Source organism: Burkholderia sp. Ac-20384 (genome assembly GCF_017104605.1).
In the GTDB taxonomy this organism is placed as follows: Bacteria; Pseudomonadota; Gammaproteobacteria; order Burkholderiales; family Burkholderiaceae; genus Burkholderia; species Burkholderia lata.
Genome location: NZ_JAAGPE010000009.1, coordinates 1 through 16,673 on the forward strand (window position 1 = coordinate 1; position 16,673 = coordinate 16,673).

The 16,673-nt window shown below is 66.0% G+C and carries 15 protein-coding genes; 9 read left to right on the plus strand and 6 right to left on the minus strand.

Features of this window, described 5'->3' with window-relative positions:
• From G3O00_RS03220 to G3O00_RS03235, 4 genes are all read right to left on the minus strand, one after another.
• Positions 1 to 357: biotin/lipoyl-binding protein (locus G3O00_RS03220; RefSeq protein WP_206142026.1), on the minus strand; the 357-nt coding region annotated here is incomplete at its 3' end.
• 12 nt (positions 358 to 369) lie between these two features.
• On the minus strand, positions 370 to 1,950 hold the full coding sequence (locus G3O00_RS03225; protein ID WP_206142027.1) for an MFS transporter: 1,581 nt from the start codon (positions 1,948 to 1,950) through the stop codon (positions 370 to 372).
• Positions 1,951 to 2,211: 261 nt separating this feature from the next.
• Complete coding sequence (locus tag G3O00_RS03230) at positions 2,212 to 2,514, minus strand: helix-turn-helix domain-containing protein (RefSeq protein ID WP_174930045.1); 303 nt, start codon at positions 2,512 to 2,514, stop codon at positions 2,212 to 2,214.
• Between the two features lie 13 nt (positions 2,515 to 2,527).
• Positions 2,528 to 3,730 carry an MFS transporter gene (locus tag G3O00_RS03235; RefSeq protein WP_206142081.1) on the minus strand — a complete coding sequence of 401 codons (1,203 nt, stop codon included), beginning with the start codon at positions 3,728 to 3,730 and terminating at the stop codon, positions 2,528 to 2,530.
• A gap of 168 nt (positions 3,731 to 3,898) precedes the next feature.
• Between G3O00_RS03235 and G3O00_RS03240 the strand changes: the two genes are divergently transcribed.
• The 9 genes from G3O00_RS03240 (at position 3,899) to G3O00_RS03280 (ending at position 14,958) form a co-directional block, all read left to right on the plus strand.
• The gene (locus G3O00_RS03240; protein WP_206142028.1) at positions 3,899 to 4,810 is read left to right on the plus strand and encodes a LysR family transcriptional regulator; all 912 of its coding nucleotides are present in this window, start codon (positions 3,899 to 3,901) and stop codon (positions 4,808 to 4,810) included.
• Positions 4,811 to 5,376: 566 nt separating this feature from the next.
• Positions 5,377 to 8,289 (plus strand): hypothetical protein, encoded by a 2,913-nt coding sequence (locus G3O00_RS03245; RefSeq protein WP_206142029.1) that lies wholly within the window; start codon positions 5,377 to 5,379, stop codon positions 8,287 to 8,289.
• Positions 8,290 to 8,374: 85 nt separating this feature from the next.
• Positions 8,375 to 9,466, plus strand: a complete 1,092-nt coding sequence (locus G3O00_RS03250; RefSeq protein WP_206142030.1) for a tetratricopeptide repeat protein — start codon at positions 8,375 to 8,377, stop codon at positions 9,464 to 9,466.
• A complete protein-coding gene (locus G3O00_RS03255; protein ID WP_206142031.1) occupies positions 9,467 to 9,949 on the plus strand; it encodes a hypothetical protein in 483 nt (160 codons plus the stop codon). It begins immediately after the preceding gene.
• 192 nt (positions 9,950 to 10,141) lie between these two features.
• Positions 10,142 to 10,546 (plus strand): hypothetical protein, encoded by a 405-nt coding sequence (locus G3O00_RS03260; protein WP_206142032.1) that lies wholly within the window; start codon positions 10,142 to 10,144, stop codon positions 10,544 to 10,546.
• Between the two features lie 115 nt (positions 10,547 to 10,661).
• The gene (locus tag G3O00_RS03265) at positions 10,662 to 11,546 is read left to right on the plus strand and encodes a hypothetical protein (protein ID WP_206142033.1); all 885 of its coding nucleotides are present in this window, start codon (positions 10,662 to 10,664) and stop codon (positions 11,544 to 11,546) included.
• Positions 11,528 to 12,154: a hypothetical protein gene (locus G3O00_RS03270; RefSeq protein WP_206142034.1), complete on the plus strand. Its 627-nt coding sequence runs from the start codon at positions 11,528 to 11,530 to the stop codon at positions 12,152 to 12,154. Before G3O00_RS03265 ends, G3O00_RS03270 begins: the two co-directional genes overlap by 19 nt.
• Before the next feature lie 397 nt (positions 12,155 to 12,551).
• The gene (locus G3O00_RS03275) at positions 12,552 to 13,355 is read left to right on the plus strand and encodes an SDR family NAD(P)-dependent oxidoreductase (RefSeq protein WP_206142035.1); all 804 of its coding nucleotides are present in this window, start codon (positions 12,552 to 12,554) and stop codon (positions 13,353 to 13,355) included.
• Positions 13,348 to 14,958 carry an AMP-binding protein gene (locus G3O00_RS03280; RefSeq protein ID WP_206142036.1) on the plus strand — a complete coding sequence of 537 codons (1,611 nt, stop codon included), beginning with the start codon at positions 13,348 to 13,350 and terminating at the stop codon, positions 14,956 to 14,958. The genes G3O00_RS03275 and G3O00_RS03280 overlap by 8 nt, the downstream gene beginning before the upstream one ends.
• A gap of 97 nt (positions 14,959 to 15,055) precedes the next feature.
• On the opposite strand, the gene G3O00_RS03285 is transcribed toward G3O00_RS03280, so the two are convergent.
• Entirely contained in the window at positions 15,056 to 15,961 is a 906-nt protein-coding gene (locus G3O00_RS03285; RefSeq protein ID WP_206142037.1) for a hypothetical protein, read from the minus strand.
• The gene (locus tag G3O00_RS03290) at positions 15,937 to 16,656 is read right to left on the minus strand and encodes a hypothetical protein (RefSeq protein ID WP_206142038.1); all 720 of its coding nucleotides are present in this window, start codon (positions 16,654 to 16,656) and stop codon (positions 15,937 to 15,939) included. The genes G3O00_RS03285 and G3O00_RS03290 overlap by 25 nt, the downstream gene beginning before the upstream one ends.
• Between the last annotated feature and the right edge of the window lie 17 nt (positions 16,657 to 16,673).

The window sequence follows — 16,673 nt, forward strand, 5'->3', positions numbered from 1 at the left end:
TTGGTCGACGAGCGCCGGCTGGCGCGCGATCTCGGCCTCGTCGTTGGCCACCGCCGCGCGGGCGGCTTCCACGTCGGCCTGCGCGCTCGTCAGCGCGGCGCGAAAGTCGCGGTCGTCGATGCGCAGCAGCAGCTGGCCGGCCCGCACGTGCTGGTTGTCGTCGACGAGGACCTCGACGAGCGGCCCGGCGACGCGCGGTGCGACGAGGGTGAAGTCGGCCGCGATGTACGCGTCGTCAGTCGCTTCGGTATGCGAATCGATGAGGCGGTGCGTGCCGGCGCAGGCCGCGACACCGACGGCGATCACGAGCGCGGCGGCGGCAAGCGCCTTGTGCTTGGGGGAGATGGCGGATGACATGGCGATCGTCTCTCAGTGCGAGGAAGGAGGTTGCGGGGCCCACGGCGGTGCGATCCGCACCGGCAGCAGCGGCACGAGCAGCAGCAGGCCGAACGCGACGCAGGCGGCCAGCCGGTACAGGTCGGCCGAGGCCAGCACCAGTGCCTGCTCGTGCAGCCGGTGCGCGAGCGGGGCGAGGCCGGTTGCGTTGTCGAGCATGGCCCCGGCGCTCAACTGCGCCCGGTTGCCGAGCTGGTCCACCAGCCGGTTCGAATGCAGGTGTTCGCGGGCCGTGCCCCATGTTTCGAGCAGGCCAGTGGCCAGCGCTGCCGAAAAGGTTTTCAGGGAATTGAACATGGCCGACGCGAACGGCCCTTCGGCGGGCGGCAAGCCGGTGGTGACGCCCATCAGGATCGGCAGGATCAGCATCGGTTGCGCGACGATCTGGAGCGACTGGAGCCAGTAGAAGTCGTCGCGGATCCACTCGGCCGTAATCCGGCTGCCCGCGACGCAGGTGAGCGCCATCAGCAGGCAGCCGGTGGCCAGCACCCAGCGCGAATCGACCCACCGCAGGTTCAGGAGCGCAGCCGTCAGCGGCAGGCTGAGCAGCAGCGGCACGGCGACCAGCAGCGACAGCGGCGTGGTCTGCAGCGGCCGGTAGCCGTGCACGCCGGCAAGATGGTGGCCCGGTATCGCGACCACCGCGGTCAGCAGCACGACCGCGCCGGCCAGCGTGAGCAGTCCGTGCGTGAAGTTGCGGCGCGCCAGCAGTTGCAGCCGGAAGAACGGCAGAGGATGAAACCATTCGTTGACGAGGAAGGCGGCGAGCAGGGTCAGGCCGCCGGCCGTCAGTGCGCGGATCGTCGCCGACTCGAAGCCGTCGAGCCGGTCGGCCTGAAGCAGCGCGACGACGAGCATCGCCACCGCGGGAAATCCGGTAAGGAATCCGGACCAGTTGAACGCGCGCAACCGCTCGGGCTTCGGTGTATCGGCGGGCAGGCCGTAGGCGATCGCCGCGCAGCAAGCGATGCCGAGCGGCACGATTTGCCAGAACACCATGCGCCAGTCGGCGAACTCGGTCCACAGCGCGGCGAGCGGGGTGCCGAGCGCCGGCCCGAAGGTCGCCGTCATCGCATAGCCTGCGAGCCCGTACAGCTTCGCTTTCGGCGGCAGGTAGCGAAGCGCTGCGATGATGAGCATCGGCGGCAGGCAGCCGCCGGCGATGCCCTGCATGACGCGCAGCACGGTCAGCGCGGCGAAGCCCGGCGCGAACGGGCACAGCACGCCCAGCATCAGCGTCGCCAGCACCGCGCCGATCGTGAAGCGCTTCAGCGTGAAGGTGACGCCGAACCACGGCGCGAACACCATGGTCGCGACGTTGGCACCCTCGAACAGTGCGGTCAGCCAGCTGCCATCGTCGTGTCCGATGGAGAACGCGCCACGGATGTCGGCCATCGCGGCGGCAGTGACCTGTTCGTTGAGGATGGCCAGCAACGATGCGACGAGCATGCCGGCGAGGCCGGTCGCAAGGCGCGGCGTCAGGATGGGCGGCGCGGCGGCGCTGGCCTGGGCCGGAGGCGCCGTGGCGATGGCCGGCAAGGAAACGGTGTTCATGATGTCTGATGTGTCGAATGGGTTCGGATCCTGTGGGGTCTGGCGGGTGGCGTTCACGAAACCGCTACCGTGAAAGCACGATACATCCTTCATGATTTGCCGATAATTGGTCTGATTCTGGAATCATCCTCTCGAAAATCGGGAGGATAAGCGCGTAAAAAAGCGCCGACGGATTCCCGTACGGCGCGCATGTCTGGCGATGGGAAAAGGGCGACGGGATACGTGCCGGTGCGTGGCGAGCCCGCGGCCGGCTGCGGCGGATCAGAGTTCGCTGGCGATACGGGCGATGAACGTGGCAATGGCCGTTTCGTCGCGGGTGACGAATAGCCACTGGCCGACCTGCGTCGCGACGATCAGGCCGGCCTCGCGCATCACGGCGATGTGTGCCGATACGGTCGATTGCGACAACCCGCTGCGTACCACGATCGACGAAAGCGGCACGCCGTGTTGCGAGCGGAGTCGTGCGGCGTCCGGTAACGACGTATCCGGCGACTTGAGCCAACGCAGTACCTCTCGCCGGAACGGATGCGCAAGCGCCTTGTGGGCAAGCGTGACGTCGATCATGGCGCGTGCCGGCTCAGCGCCGTTCCCCGCAGAGATGCACGAGCGCCGCGGCCAGCCCGGCCGCGATGCCGAACGCGACCACGCCGTGCCAGCCGAAGCGCGCCATCAGCGCACCGCTGATGGTTGCGCCGAGTGCGCCACCGACGAAGGTCGCGGTCATGTAAAGGCTGTTGATGCGCCCCTGTGCCTTCGGATCGGCGGCGAACGCGCGCGTCTGGTTCGCGACCAGGCCGGCCTGCACGCCGATGTCGAGCACCACCACGCCGATCACGAGCAGCGCGAGCGAGCTGCCGGCGCCGGCGAGGATCAGGTAGGACACCGTCACGATCGCGATGCCCAGGCCGATCACGCGCCGCGTGCCGATCCGGTCCGATGCCCGGCCGCCGATCGTGGCGGCCAGTGCGCCTGCCGCGCCAATGAGGCCGAAGCCGCCGGCCCACGCGCTGCCGAGATGCCACGGGCCGTCGGCGAGCAGCGCGGCGAGATTGACCCAGAACGCATTGAACGCGGCCCACAGCAGCGCCTGCACGATCATCGATTCGCGGATCGGGCGATGTGCGCGCGCCAGTGTCCACAGCGACGCGAGCAGCCGGCCATACGACAGCGTGGTGCTTGGCACGCCGCGCGGCAGCAACCACGCGGCGGCGATCCCCACCGGCACCATCGCGGCGGCTTCGACGGCATACACCGCACGCCACCCGGCGTGCGCGGCGATCAGGCCGCTGACCGCGCGGCCCAGCAGGATACCGACCATGATGCCGGTGACGACCGTACCGACGTTGCGCCCGCGTTCATCGGGTGCGGACATCACGGCCGCGAACGGCACCAGTTGCTGCGGCACGCAGCTGACCACACCGAGCGAGAACGCGGCACCGATCAGCGCCCATACACCCGGCGCGAGCGCGGACGCCACCGCGAACGCGAAGGCCAGCACGATCTGGCCCAGCACCAGCTTGCGCCGGTCGTAGCGATCGCCGAGCGGCAGCAGCAGCGCCAGCCCGGTCGCGAAGCCGAGCAGCGCCGCGCCGGCCACGAGGTCGGCCGCCGCCGGGGCGACCTGCAGGTCCTGCGCGATCAGCGGCAGGATCGGCTGCGTGCAATAGATGTTGGTCACGACCGCGCCGGCGATGGCGGCCATCGCGACGATCTTGCCGCGCGACGCGGCGGCGGGTGGCGCTGCGGTGGGTGACACGGTGGGTGACGCGATGGGCGGCATGCCCGATGCGACAGGGAATTCGTTCACGGTAGGCTCCTTTCATGGCAATCCGCCACCGCGGGCAGCGGAGGCGGCTGGCGGGACGTGGTGAAAGAAGCGTACTGCCTTGCACTCACAAAGATAATCCACCAGAATCTGGAATCATCTTTCCGAAATTCGAGAGGCAATATGAACCGCCTGGAGTCGATGTCCCTGCTGGTGGCGGTGATCGATGCCGGCAGCATGTCGGCCGCCGCGCGCCAGCTCGGCATTCCGCTGGCGACCGTGAGCCGCAAGATCGCGGATCTCGAGTCCTACCTGAATACGCGTCTGCTGCATCGCACCACGCGGCAACTGTCGCTGACCGAGGCCGGAGAGTCGTATGTCGCCGGTTGCCGGCGCATCCTCGACGACATCGCGGAAACCGAGCGTGCCGCTACCGGCGAATATGCGGCGCCGCGCGGCGAGCTGATCGTCACCGCGCCGATCGTGTTCGGGCGTCTGCATATCGTGCCGGTGCTGGCTGCGTTCCTCGCCCACTATCCCGAGATCGACGTGCGGCTGGTGCTGACCGATCGCGTTACCCACCTGATGGAAGAGCAGATCGACGTCGCGCTGCGGATCGGCGAGTTGCCCGACAGCAGCTTCATGGCGACCCGCGTCGGCAGCGTGCGCCGCGTGATCTGCGCAAGCCCGGCGTATCTGGCGGCGCATGGCATCCCCACCGAACCCACCGACCTCGCGCGGCATCAATGCATCACGTTCGAGGTGCTGGCGTCGCGGCGCGCGTGGGTATTCGACGGCGAGAAGGGCGAGCTGACGGTGCCCGTGCATTCGCGCTTCGCGGTCAATACGGCCGAGGCGGCCATCGATGCCGCGGTGCTCGGTGTCGGGCTGATCCGCGTGCTGTCGTATCAGGTTGCGCAGGCGCTGCGCGATCGCACGCTGGACGTGGTGCTCGACGCGTTCGAATCGCAGCCGCTGCCGGTCAGCCTGGTGCACAAGGGGCAGGCGCCGATGCCGCTGAAGCTGCGCGCGTTTCTCGATTTCGTGGCGCCGCGGCTGCGCGAACGGATCGCCGGGGTGGGGGCGGGCGATTGATTGACCGGCAACGGACTCGAAGCCCGGCCGTCGTGCATTGGCCCCCGCGCGACGCGCAACGCGGAGCCGAAGAAGAATGACGACGCGACGATCGAGGTCGTCGAGATTCGAAGCACGCCATCCTGTCCGTATGTACGCTTCATGCCGAGTCGATGTCGGTCCGTGATTGAACCGCACCGGGCGCCTCGGTACTGCCACAGCCGGTTTTTCGATGCCGTCGGGTTCTGCGAGGGGGCGTGTGCCCTCGCAATGCGAGCATGGCCGATAACCACATTGCTTAATGAGTCGACATATTGACCCGATCAAAGCTCCGATATATGGCTGAATCGTAACTAATTCGTCATACGCATCGACAAAGTAGAGAATGCGGGTGCGCAGGCCCTGGCCGGATCGCGATGTCGGTGAGCCATCGATCACGAGTCATGGTGTGGTGATGACGGTATCGACGATACGGACAACAGACGACTTCGCGGCACCCACACGCGTTGTGGCGACGCGTCGGGGTCCGCACTCGGGTCGTTCGGACCGTGCCGTGTGAAATGCGGTGCTGAGGAGGCGGTATGCGCATGACGGAAGACAGCGCAGAGAAGGCGCGGGTTGAAGCGGAAGCAGTGTGCGTTCGCCTGCTGCAGGCTGCGCCGGCGGTTGCCGCGGCACCGGTCGAATTGCAGGAGCACCTGGCCGCTGCTTGGCTGCGCAAGATCGAGGCGCTGGAAACGCTGGAGCGAAATGTCGATGCGGTGGCCGAAGTCGACGCCTTCACGCGCTATTTCGACCAGGGCGCGGACACGCCGGAGAGTGCATGGCCCTGGCTGGTCCAGGCCGCCTGCCGCAAGGTCGTCGCGTTGGCGCGGCAGAGCGAGCTGCTTCGGGCCCTGGAGATTGCCGAGTCGGTGCAGGCACGCTTCGAGCATACACGGGCGCTGGCGGTGCGCGAGTGGGTGGCGTATGCCGGGCTGGAGGAGATCAGGATTCGTACCGCGCTGGACGAAACCTTCGCGCGCGTGGACATGGTGCGTCACGCACAGCGCCTGGCCGAGCGGTTCGGCGCGGACGAGTGGCCCGCGACGCGTGCGCTGGTTGGCCGCATCCGCTTGCGCCGGGCCCGCATGCTGAGTGAACTCGACTACGACGACGAGGCGCTGAGCGAGCTTTCGGCGGTGCGGGCCGACTTCTCCGAGGCGGAGGATCCGGGCGCGCAGGAGGTGGCGGCCGACGCATTGCATATGCGCTCGCGTTTGCTCAAGGTGCTGCATCGCGATGAAGAAGCCCGATCCGAGCAGCGCGCGCTGCTGGCCGGGTATGCGCGCAGCACCTGTCCGGAGATCCGGCAAACGCATGTTCTGGCCCGATCCGACGCGATAGCGTGGGCCGAGGAAGCGGCCGACGAGGCGGGCAATGACGCCGATCACCTCAATGCGTGGATCGACGCATGCGATGCGTTGATTCTCGATCACGCCGAAAGCGACGATGGCTTCGTGGTGCTGCGCGTCAATCAGGCCTTGCGTCATAAGGCGCGCGCGTTGCGCCGGTTGAGCGATGCCGGGGCGGACGAGGACGATCAACACGATCAGGATGACCATCTGGAACGGGCCGACAAGGTTGCAGACGAACAATGGACGCGTTATCGCGACCATTCCGATGCGGCGGTGCAGGCCGAATTGATCGATGCGATGCTGGAGCGGCTCGAGGCCCGGGACCGTCCGGGGCAAGTGCTCGATGAGGCGGAGCGGTTGTTGCAGCATCTGCAGCGCTCCGGACCGATGCAGGCCGCATCGCCGCAACTGGTTCGTGTCCTGCTGCTCAAATCCTGGGCCTTGCGTGCACTGGGACGACCCAGGCAAGCGCTGGAGACATTCGCGCTTCTGCCGGCCGATGCGTCGACCGGAGAAACGGATCCGGTATTGAGCAGGCTGCGCGTGAACGTGCAGATCGAGCGCGGTCGTCTGCTGCGTCAAATGCAGCGGCCGGACGAGGCGCTCGATGCGTTGTCGCTGGTGCCGGACCTTCTGGATGACGTGGTCGAATTGGGGAAAGCCGGGTTCGACAAACCGTTGCGCCGGGCCGTGGCGCGTGCGATGGACCTGCGCATCGACATCCTTGCAGAGGCCACTCCGCCGAAGGACGACGACACACCGTTCGGCCAGTCGGTGCCGCTCGAGCCGGCCGAGCAGGAATACGCGCAGGCTGTGCACGCGCTGGACCAACGCTTTCATGCGGACGACGATGCATCCGCCCGGTCGATGGTGGCCGATGCGCTGTACAGCCTCGCGGTTCACCAGCGCGAACGTGCTCATCCGCACGAGGCCATCGCGAGCTACGACCTGCTGCTGAACCGCTTCGCGGCCGATCCGGCACCGGCGATCGAGCCGCGCGTGGCCAGTGCGTATCTGAACAAGGCCTATCTGCTCCTGAATGGGCTGGATCGTCCCGAAGCAGCGCTGCCGGTGTACGACGCGCTGATGGCGCGCTTTGCGAACGCCACCGGTGGCAAGCTGCGGGACAGCGTGGCGAAGGGCGCCGCCAGCCGGCTGACCTGCCTCAATCGTTTGCAGGATCGCGGCGTGGCCGTGAACTATGGCGAACAGTACGAAGACCTGACGCCTGCACAGCGCGACGCGATCGCCGGAACGCTCGACCGCGCCGACGCCCTGCGGGACGAAGACAAGTATCGCGACGCGATCGCCCTGTACGACCAGATCCTGACGCAGCACGTCGAATCGCTGCATCCCGAGTTGCGGCGCCTGTGCCGGAATGCGATGACCAACAAGGCGTTCTGCTATGCGCGTTTGAACCAGCGCGAGGCATCGCTGGCCGTCAACGACGAGGTGATCGCACGCTACGGCACCGACCTGTCGACGACGGCCGAGAAAGACGTGGCGCTGGCCATGTCGAACAAGGCGGTCGACCTGGACAAGCTGGGTCGTCACGACGAAGAACTGGAGGTCTATGCGCAGATCATCGAACGCTGGCGGCATGCGGACGTGGCCTATCTGCGTTTGCGCGTGGCCAGTGCGATGTTCGGAAAAGCCTGCACGCTGGCGGACCGCGATCCGGAATCCGCGCTGGCCGGCTATCGCCAGGTGCTCGACGGCTACCTGTCCGCCGGGGAGGCGAACCTCAGGCTGCAGGCCGCGAAGTCGGCGGTCAACCTCGGCATCCTGCTGCGCAAGCTGGGCCGCCATGCCGACGCGGTGCGTCCGTGCGAGCGGCTGCTTCAGGCGTGCAGCGGCGAGACCGACGAGCAGATCAACGCGCAACTGATCAGGGCGCGTATCAGCCTGGCCCGCACCTATGCGCCCGCAGGGGCACCCGAGAAGGCCGTGGCGATGTACCGGGAATTGTTGATCCTGCCGCCGCGGCAATTGAGCGAGACGCAGCGCAAGGAACTGGACAAGGAGCTGCTGGCGCTGCCCGGCGGGCGGCTGGGGCTGGTCGGCCTGTTCAAGGCCGCGCGTGGCAAGCTGCTGGGGAAGTAGCCTGTCAACGCGCATCAGCACACGCCATGCCCGTTGATCGAAGCAACAAAATCCGGCTGCCTGCCGGGCAGGAATCGCGAAACATATGAAAAGCTATCTCGCCGTATTAGCGATCCTCTGCCTGACGGCATGTCAGGCCGGAGGGCAGGCCGCCGCACCGGCGAGCGTCGAGACATCGGTCGGACTGCAAACGAAAGAGGAAGCGGTACGCGATAACCCGGTCCACCCGCACGAAAAGGATGAAACCGGCGCGAAGGCCAGCGACGTCTCGTCATCGTCTGCCTCTTCGCAGAAGTCGCTGGCGCAGCTCGTCGACGCGTGTCACGCGACCGATCCGGACAGTTGCGAGAAGGCCGGTTTGGGCTATGCCGCGGCCGCGACCGACAACCTCCTGCATGCAGCGGACTTTTACGCGAAAGGCTGCGACCAGTCGAATGCCTCGAACTGCATTCGAATGGGGCTCATGCTCCAGAAAGGTGACGGTGTGCAACTGGACTGGTTCGCCGCAGCGATAAACTTCAGATCGGCCTGCGACCTCGACGACACGGAGTGTTCGAATCTCGGCCTGGCTTATGTCCTCGGCCAGGGGGTGGTGCGGGACGGCAGGCGAGCCGTGCAATTATTCGACAAGGCGTGCCGAGCAGGCCGTATGACGGGGTGCGCGAATCTCGGGGCGGCCTATATGAAAGGGATCGGCGTGCACCGGGATCGCCAGCGTGCAATCGCGTTGTTCAGGGAGGCATGCAGCGACGGCGATTCGCTCGGCTGTTTCAACCTCGGGGTGATATACCACACGGGGCAAGGCGTCCGGCGTGATCTGAAGCGGGCGGCGACTTACTACCAGACCGCATGCGATCACGACGACGGCGAATCGTGCAGCAATCTCGGGAAACTTCGACTCGGCCGGAAAATCGGCGCGCGTGACCCGAAAACCGCGGCACAGCTGTTCTATCGGGGCTGCATACTGAACGACGCCGAAAGCTGTCTGTATCTCGGTCTGGCCCATCAGTCGGGCGACGGCGTCCGTGCGAATGCCTACGACACGCGGAGCTATCTGTGGCGCGCGGTTGCGCTCGATCCGAAGTCGCAGGCCGCGCGACGTGCGCTCGCCCGTCTCGCTCGCATTGGAGATGAACGCGCGGCGACACCCGCAGGCAGGCAACCTTCCGGAGAATGAATGCAATCGATCAATACCCTCGTCGCGAGGGTGCACGACTCCTGGATCGCGCGAACCCTGATTCTGGGCCTCTCGTTCCTCGTGCCGTTCATCTGGATCCTGTCGACCGATCTGATATGGGCTGCACTGAAGAACGTCTCACGCAATACGAGCGACGCGTCCATCAATATTCCGACGGCGATGCCTTTGATTGCCTCGGTGGTGGGTGCGTGGTTCGTTTGTGCATTCGCGCTCGGTCGTGTCGTCAAATCGACGCGGCGCGTGATACTGGTTTGCAACGTGGTTGCGGTGATCGTGTTCGTCGTCGAATTCACGATGACGATCGGCACGTCGGACTGGGCGCTCGTTTCAGGCGAGCTGGTCAGCATCTATCCCATCCGGTTCGGGTTGGCGGTGTTGATCGCGTTTGTCTCGAGTCTCCTGGCAAGCCGTATTTTCGGAAAGGCGGAGGCGTCGCAAAACACGATGCATCCTGTCCGGTGAGCCGCTCGGGAAAGACGCGCGAACGCTGCGCCGGCGACTTCCCGATGCGTGGAGATCCGGTGTCGTGATCGCGCGGCCTTTGACCGCGATCACTCGAGGATCGTGTCACTGGCGGTACAAGGTCCACTGCTCGAAGCAGATCGTTTCGAGTCGATGGAATCCGTCGCAATCGGTTTTTTCTGGACGACGTCTATGACCCATCTTGTCGTGAAGCGCGCTGTTCTTGCGGCGATGACCCTCGCTTACGTGGCCTGTCGTGCCGATCTGCCGGCGACCCGGCTCACGAACAAGGAGGCGACGGCCGCCCTTCGCGCAGAGATCGAGATGGTCGCGGAGGAGCAGGGCCGCGTCGCGCTCGGAACCTGCAAACCGGCGCTGAATCCACGCTACAAGGATCAGGTCGCCTGTACCTTGCTGGTGATCAGTCAGGCGGGTACGTCCGAAACACAGGCCGATTTTCATTGGGACGGGCAGAAATGGGTATCCACGCCGTCGGAGTCTCAGGACATCCTGCCCTTTCCCGATCCGCTCCTTGCGGACATTCACTCGTGGACGAAAAACATCGACGAGCTGGAACCGCATTTTCTGAAAAACTAGTCCGGCATGGTCGGCAGGCGCTCGCAACCGGCCCGGCGGCACGCGTGGTTCCCGCTGCCGACGGGGTTGGCCGGGAGCCTGCCTGTTCAGCCGAATTCAACGGGATCGCCTGCTGATGAACGACGTTTCAATCGATGAATGGCTGGCCGGACTGGAAAGGCATCTCGCGCAGATTCCCCGGGGCGGAGGCCGCTATGCGAACGGCCGGCCGGGTTTCATTGCGGCCCTGACGCCGCAGGCGTGGCGGCTGTTGAATCTGCAGGGCATGGGCAAGGACCTGGCACCGATCGTGACGGCGGCCTGGAATCAGGAGCCGGTCCGGTTTCGCGCTTTGTTGTCCGCCTACGTGCGCATCTCGACTTTGACCGCGCTTGCGAATGCGCCATTCGGCCTGAAAGCGTGTTTCACCGATCCGTTGGTGGCGCTGGCGGCCGGCGATGAAGCGACCTATCGGGTTCAGGTGCCTGCCGCGGATGACTGGGGTGATCCCGACGAAACGCCGGCGGTCGAAGGCATGGTGGTGCTGGTGACGAAGCTGATGGCCGCGATCGAGCACGGCTTGCCCCGGCCGGCGGCATGGGGCGGGTTCACCGATCGCGTGCTTGCCGAGAGCGGGACATTCGACCAGGCGCTGGTCGGAACACTACTCGCCCTTCACGCGGGCGACCGTGATCCGGCTACACCGTTCGGCAAGGTCGTCGCAACGTTTCGTCGTTCCGGCTGGGCGCGGGTTCGCTACGGCGAGTTGGCCGGCTTGCCGCTATTGCCGGTCGGCATCGTGGCCCTTGCCCGCCGCAAGCATGCGGTCGCGAGCGACGCGCTAGCGGCGATGCTGCCGGCAGCAGCGGTCTCGTACAGCCGCGTGCTGGTTGCAGACGCGCCGGCATGCCCGTTCCGGTTTCGCGGAGAACTGGCGTTCCTGGACGAACTGCTGGCCGATCCGGCAAGCTGGACCGCGTTGGCTGCCGAACTGGCAAAGCAATGGAACGCGACTGCGTGATCGTCATGCCGGCGTTGCCGCGGCGCCGACTCGAACGCTGCCTGCGGCGGCGACCGCCGCGCCTTTCGTACGTCTCCCAGCCCGGAGAAACCGACATGAAGCGTCCGATATCCGATCGGTCAGGACGACGATTCGATTCAAGCGTCAACGGCGCACGGCCGGTCGGGCCTCGCTTCCTGGCGTGGCCCCTGATCGCCGCGATCTCCGTCCTGGCATGCGGGTGTTCCGATCGCGACACGCGGGACGTCTGGCCGGACGGCCTGATCGGTCACACGTGCGGCTCCAACGATGCGCCGCTGCCGGTCATCACGTCGACCGCGAAGGACGGACGAAGCGTGCGATTGACCGTGCCCGATGCTTCGGAAGCCGAAGTCGTCAGCGCGTCGGAGGCCGCTCGTGCCGATCGCGGGCAAGCCCGCGTCTATCTGTGCGACTCGAACGGATGCGAGCTCGGCGCCAAAGGTCGTTACGATGTCCGGGCTGCCGGCGAAGGTGCGTGGCAAGTCGATTTCAACGCGACCTTCGTTCGGGAGGGCCGACCACAGGTCGTTCACGGGTCGTTCATTGTGCACAAGGCCGATGACGCCGCCTCGATGCCGTGCGGGTAGCCGGTGCTGGCGGGCTGTCGTTCCGCTGGCTGGCGTTCGGCGAATACCGATATCGGCAACGAACGGCTGCGCCGACGCGTCACGCTGTTTCGGCGATTCCGGATGGGAGGCGGCTTTCGATGAAGGTGGGGGGTAACGCGAGAACGCGACATGCATCCGCCCTGGGCCGATCGGGTATTGGAGTGGACAAGGCGGCATGCATGTGGGAATTCTGGACGCAATGACCGTTTTCAGAACGGGCGAAGTCGATGGCAGTCCGTCGTTGACCGAGGCGATCGACTTCGCATTTTTCTGGCCGACGTATTTCATTCGAGGATGAATCAGCATCATGTCGCGACCGCCCATGCCGAGCTGGCTTTGCCCCCGAACCTGTGTGGACGAAGCACGATTGCGGCGCATGCTGGCGGGAAAGACCATTCTGATCACCGGCGCGTCTTCCGGGATCGGTGCGGCTGCCGCGCGCCTGCTCGCACAGCCCGGCGTACGGCTGCTTCTGGTCGCGCGCAACGAAGCGCGACTGGCCGATGTCTGCAGGCAGGCAACGGCGAAAGGGGCAAGCGTGCACTACTACTGCGTCGATTTCGCGGAGATGAGCCAGGTGCATGCACTGGGCGACCGGATCGAAGCCGAGGTTCCGGCGATCGACGTGATGATCAGCAACGCCGGGAAATCGATTCGCCGACGCGTGACCGACGGCGAGCAATTGTTGCGCGATGCGCTGCGCTGCAACCAGATCAACCATGTCGCGCCGGTCGCGTTGCTGAGCCGGATTCTTCCGCTGATGATGGCGCGCGGCGCGGGGCAGGTCGTCAACGTGTCCACGGTATCGGCCCGGCTCCCCGCGACGCCTTACTGGGCGGCCTACCAGAGTAGCAAGAGCGCGTTCGACATGTGGTTTCAGTCGGTGGCGGGCGAGCTGTGCGCCAACGGCGTCGATCTCGGATCGGTCTATCTGCCGTTGGTCCATACGCCGATGAGCGCGCCCAGCGCCGTGTTCGAGCGCGTACCGGGCATGTCTGCCGAGCAGGCGGCTGGCGTACTGGCCTACGCGCTGGTGTCGCGCCGGCGGCGCGTTGCGCCGTGGTGGCTCTGGCCATGCGAATGGCTCGCGATTCTGTTTCGTCATCCTGTCGACTGGATGCTCGCGGCACTGCATCGGAGAAACACGTCGCAGCATGCATCGGGGAAGCGCGATGCGTGACTGCCTGACGGCGGTGCGCTGGGTATGGCGAGCGCTGCGCGTCAGCGGCCTGCCCGCGCCGGTCGCGCTGGGGTTGCGTGTCATCCTGCTGGGCGTCAGGCACGGATGGTCGATGTATGTGCTCGCGGCGCTCTGGAAAGATCTCGCGCCCGACGAAGCCGCGCTGACCGACGATCGGCGCCAATGGAGCTGGCGGGAGCTCGTGCTCGACGTCGACGCGCTGGCGACCGTGCTCGACGGCATGGGCTTGCGGCGCCGCGACCGAATCGGATTGATGTGCCGGAACCACGGCGGCTTCGTCATCGCGTTGCTCGCGTCGATGAGACTGGGTGCCGACGTCGTTCTGTTGAGCACGCGATTCGACGGGCGTCAGCTGGCGGCGGCGCTCGACGGTCACGATGTCGGCACGCTCGTCGTCGATCCGGAATACGAAGCACACGTCAAGGAGGCCGGTTTTCGTGGTCGGGTGCTATGGAGCGAAGCGTCCGCGGATCGTGAGGTGGGCGATGCCGGTCCGAATCTGCCGGGATTGATCGCCTCGACGCCCTCCGTGCGGCTCGGCCGGCGCAGGCCGGGCGCGTTGATCGTGCTGACCTCCGGCACGACCGGTGCCGCGAAAGGCGTGCGCCGCGCGCTGTCCGTGAAGCAGGTCGCCGGAATCGTGTACAGCCTGGTGTCGCGGCTGTCGTTGCGAACCGGGGCGCGCACGCTGATCGCGGTACCGCTGTTTCACGGCTACGGCATCGCGGCGCTGGCGTTGGGCCTGGCGCTTCGGTGTCCGGTGGCGCTCACGCGTCATACCGACGGCAGCCGGTTGTGGGCAATCGCCAGGCGCACGCAGGCAACGAACGTCGTCGTGGTGCCGACTTTACTGCGCCGCATGCTGGACGCATCACTGCACGATCCGCCTGCCGCGATCGAGCGCATCGTGTCGGGATCGGCGCCGATGCCCACGCGCTTGATCGAGGAAACGTCCGGCCGCTGGGGCGAGGTGCTCTACAACCTTTACGGGAGCACGGAAGCGGGCCTGATCACGATCGCGGACCCGCGGGATCTGCGTGACGCGCCCGACAGCGTCGGATACCCCGTCCACGGGACGGAGGTTGTCATTCGAGGGAATGCAGGCGACACGCTGGGCCCGGGGAAGATCGGCGAAGTGGTCGTGACGGGGCCGCTGGTCTTCGACGGGTACGATCATGCGCGCGTGCCCCCGGTATCCGTGCATACCTTCGCGACCGGAGACAAAGGGTGGCGAGACGACGCCGGGCGGCTCCATTTGCTGGGGAGGATGGACGACATGCTGATCGTCGGCGGCGAAAACATCTACCCGCAGCAGGTCGAGGATCGATTGATGACGCTGCGTCAGGTCATCGATGTCGCGGTGGCCGGGCTTGCCGCCGAGGACGGCGGGCAGCGCATCGTTGCGTGGTTCGTGCTGCGGCCGGGTCACGAAATCGGGGCGTCCGATATTGCGAGTGTGCTGCCCGCCTATATGCGCCCGACGCGCTGGACGGTGGTTGAAGCATTGCCGCGGAACGCGATCGGAAAACTGGCGCGCGGGCGGCTCGCGCCGGGGACGATCGACACCGGCTCCGGGCCGTAGGACGGCGTCGATCCGTCGAGCGCTGACGGTACGGCGGAGCATCCTGACGCTCGCGATGCCATCTGCCAACGTTCTCCACAGGATGGCGGTCGGTTCGTCAGTCCGGCTGACTCCGGTGAGCCTCGAATTGCTCGCGATTGAACAGCTCGAAGTACAGCACGTCGTTCCATTCAAGACCCAGCGGATGATCGGTATCGCCGGTGCGCGTGCTGTCGCAGTTGTCATCGAAACGCAGGCCGAAAAAGGCATCCAGCGGCGCGGGGCTCCGTTCGGCTGCGGCGCGTTGCAGGATGCCTGCCGCCTCCGTGATATTGCCCGGCAACGCTTCGAAGGCTGCGCCCACGTGACGGCAGCGGCCGATCTCTGCGTCGACGAGTGCGCGCAATGCATCCGGATCGCTTTCGGACATCAGGTCGAGTTCGATGGTTTCGAGCAGCAGGTACGGGTCGCGATGCTGTTCGAGAAAGGCGAGGGTCTCGTCCAGCCACTCGCGCAAATGGTCGACCGCAGCGTGTGTCACTGCCGGTGTCGGCATGTGTGCCGGTCTGGATTCCACCGGAGCGGGCGCCACACCCACCCAGCGCCGCATCCGGTCCACGAGCGTCGATTTCCCCGGGGTTTCCGGCGGTGGAGCGGCAGGCGTCGGCACCGCGTGCGATTCGATCAGTACCCTCAGGATTGCGACGAAATGCCTGACGCGCTCGAATCCGGGCGCGAACGGGCTGCTGATCGCATGAAGCGGCATTTTCGTGCCGTCGAGACCATCCGAGATCAGCGAAGCGCACGGCCGCGGGTCGCACGACATCAGCAACCGATACATGAACGGCACGTCGTACGCCCATTCCGACAGCCCGGAAATCGTCTCGGGACGATCTTCATACGATGTCGGCCGGTTGCCGAGGCTATAGAGATAGGATCGATTGGCCATGCTGGCTCCCTGTCGACGAGACGATGTCCCGGTGTGGCGTTTGTCTTGCGCTAGCGATCGTCCGAGATGGACCACGGATAACCGATCTCGGCGAGATCGTCTTGCAGGGACGCGAAATCGCATTCGGGATTGAGCCGCCGGACGAGCCCGGCGGCAAGCGGTTCGTGGCGATACACGGCCGCAACGTCGCGCGGATCGATGTCGCACTCGTAGTAGTCGGCGGCGAATTCGACGTACTGCTCGGGCCGTCCGGCAAGTATGCCGAGCAATCGGGCGGAGCCATCCGGGTCATCAGCCGCGGACGATTCGACCGGCCCGCAGGACCAGCGCGTTTCATCGGCAAGGCGCCAGATGCAGAACGTGCTGTCTTGGGTGGTAAATGCTGGTTCGTGCAGCAGGTTGGCGTGAAAGGCTTCGGGCAGGCCGCTGAAAATGGCCGGCCAGGGGTTGCCCGGCCGGTACATCGGCGCGTCGCGCAGCACGCCGTGGAGGGCGGCGCCCGCGGCGGAGAAGATCGCAAACCACTGATCCCCGGAGCCGTTGCGCATCGACGCCATCTTCTCCCCGTCTGCCCAGGCCTGGTTGAACGAGTAGTACCGGTATTCCCATTCCGGCGACAAGACAGCATCAAGGATCGCAAGCGACTGCGTCAGGCGCATCAGGCCGGCGATGTCGGGGAGCGCGTTCAGATTGCTTGTCGAGACGTTCATGTCGTTTTTACCCGTCGTGAGCAGGATGCCGGTGCTCGACCGGAAGAAGCGCGTTTTCATCGGACCGTCGAGGAGCC

Bases quoted from the DNA above. Each gene is read 5' to 3' on its own strand.
- G3O00_RS03250 (WP_206142030.1), top strand. From the start codon at position 8,375: ATGAAAAGCTATCTCGCCGTATTAGCGATCCTCTGCCTGACGGCATGT.
- G3O00_RS03290 (WP_206142038.1), bottom strand. From the start codon at position 16,656: ATGAAAACGCGCTTCTTCCGGTCGAGCACCGGCATCCTGCTCACGACG.
- G3O00_RS03230 (WP_174930045.1), bottom strand. From the start codon at position 2,514: ATGATCGACGTCACGCTTGCCCACAAGGCGCTTGCGCATCCGTTCCGG.
- G3O00_RS03245 (WP_206142029.1), top strand. From the start codon at position 5,377: ATGACGGAAGACAGCGCAGAGAAGGCGCGGGTTGAAGCGGAAGCAGTG.
- G3O00_RS03265 (WP_206142033.1), top strand. From the start codon at position 10,662: ATGAACGACGTTTCAATCGATGAATGGCTGGCCGGACTGGAAAGGCAT.
- G3O00_RS03270 (WP_206142034.1), top strand. From the start codon at position 11,528: ATGGAACGCGACTGCGTGATCGTCATGCCGGCGTTGCCGCGGCGCCGA.
- G3O00_RS03240 (WP_206142028.1), top strand. From the start codon at position 3,899: ATGAACCGCCTGGAGTCGATGTCCCTGCTGGTGGCGGTGATCGATGCC.
- G3O00_RS03280 (WP_206142036.1), top strand. From the start codon at position 13,348: ATGCGTGACTGCCTGACGGCGGTGCGCTGGGTATGGCGAGCGCTGCGC.
- G3O00_RS03255 (WP_206142031.1), top strand. From the start codon at position 9,467: ATGCAATCGATCAATACCCTCGTCGCGAGGGTGCACGACTCCTGGATC.
- G3O00_RS03260 (WP_206142032.1), top strand. From the start codon at position 10,142: ATGACCCATCTTGTCGTGAAGCGCGCTGTTCTTGCGGCGATGACCCTC.
- G3O00_RS03275 (WP_206142035.1), top strand. From the start codon at position 12,552: ATGCTGGCGGGAAAGACCATTCTGATCACCGGCGCGTCTTCCGGGATC.
- G3O00_RS03225 (WP_206142027.1), bottom strand. From the start codon at position 1,950: ATGAACACCGTTTCCTTGCCGGCCATCGCCACGGCGCCTCCGGCCCAG.
- G3O00_RS03235 (WP_206142081.1), bottom strand. From the start codon at position 3,730: ATGCCGCCCATCGCGTCACCCACCGTGTCACCCACCGCAGCGCCACCC.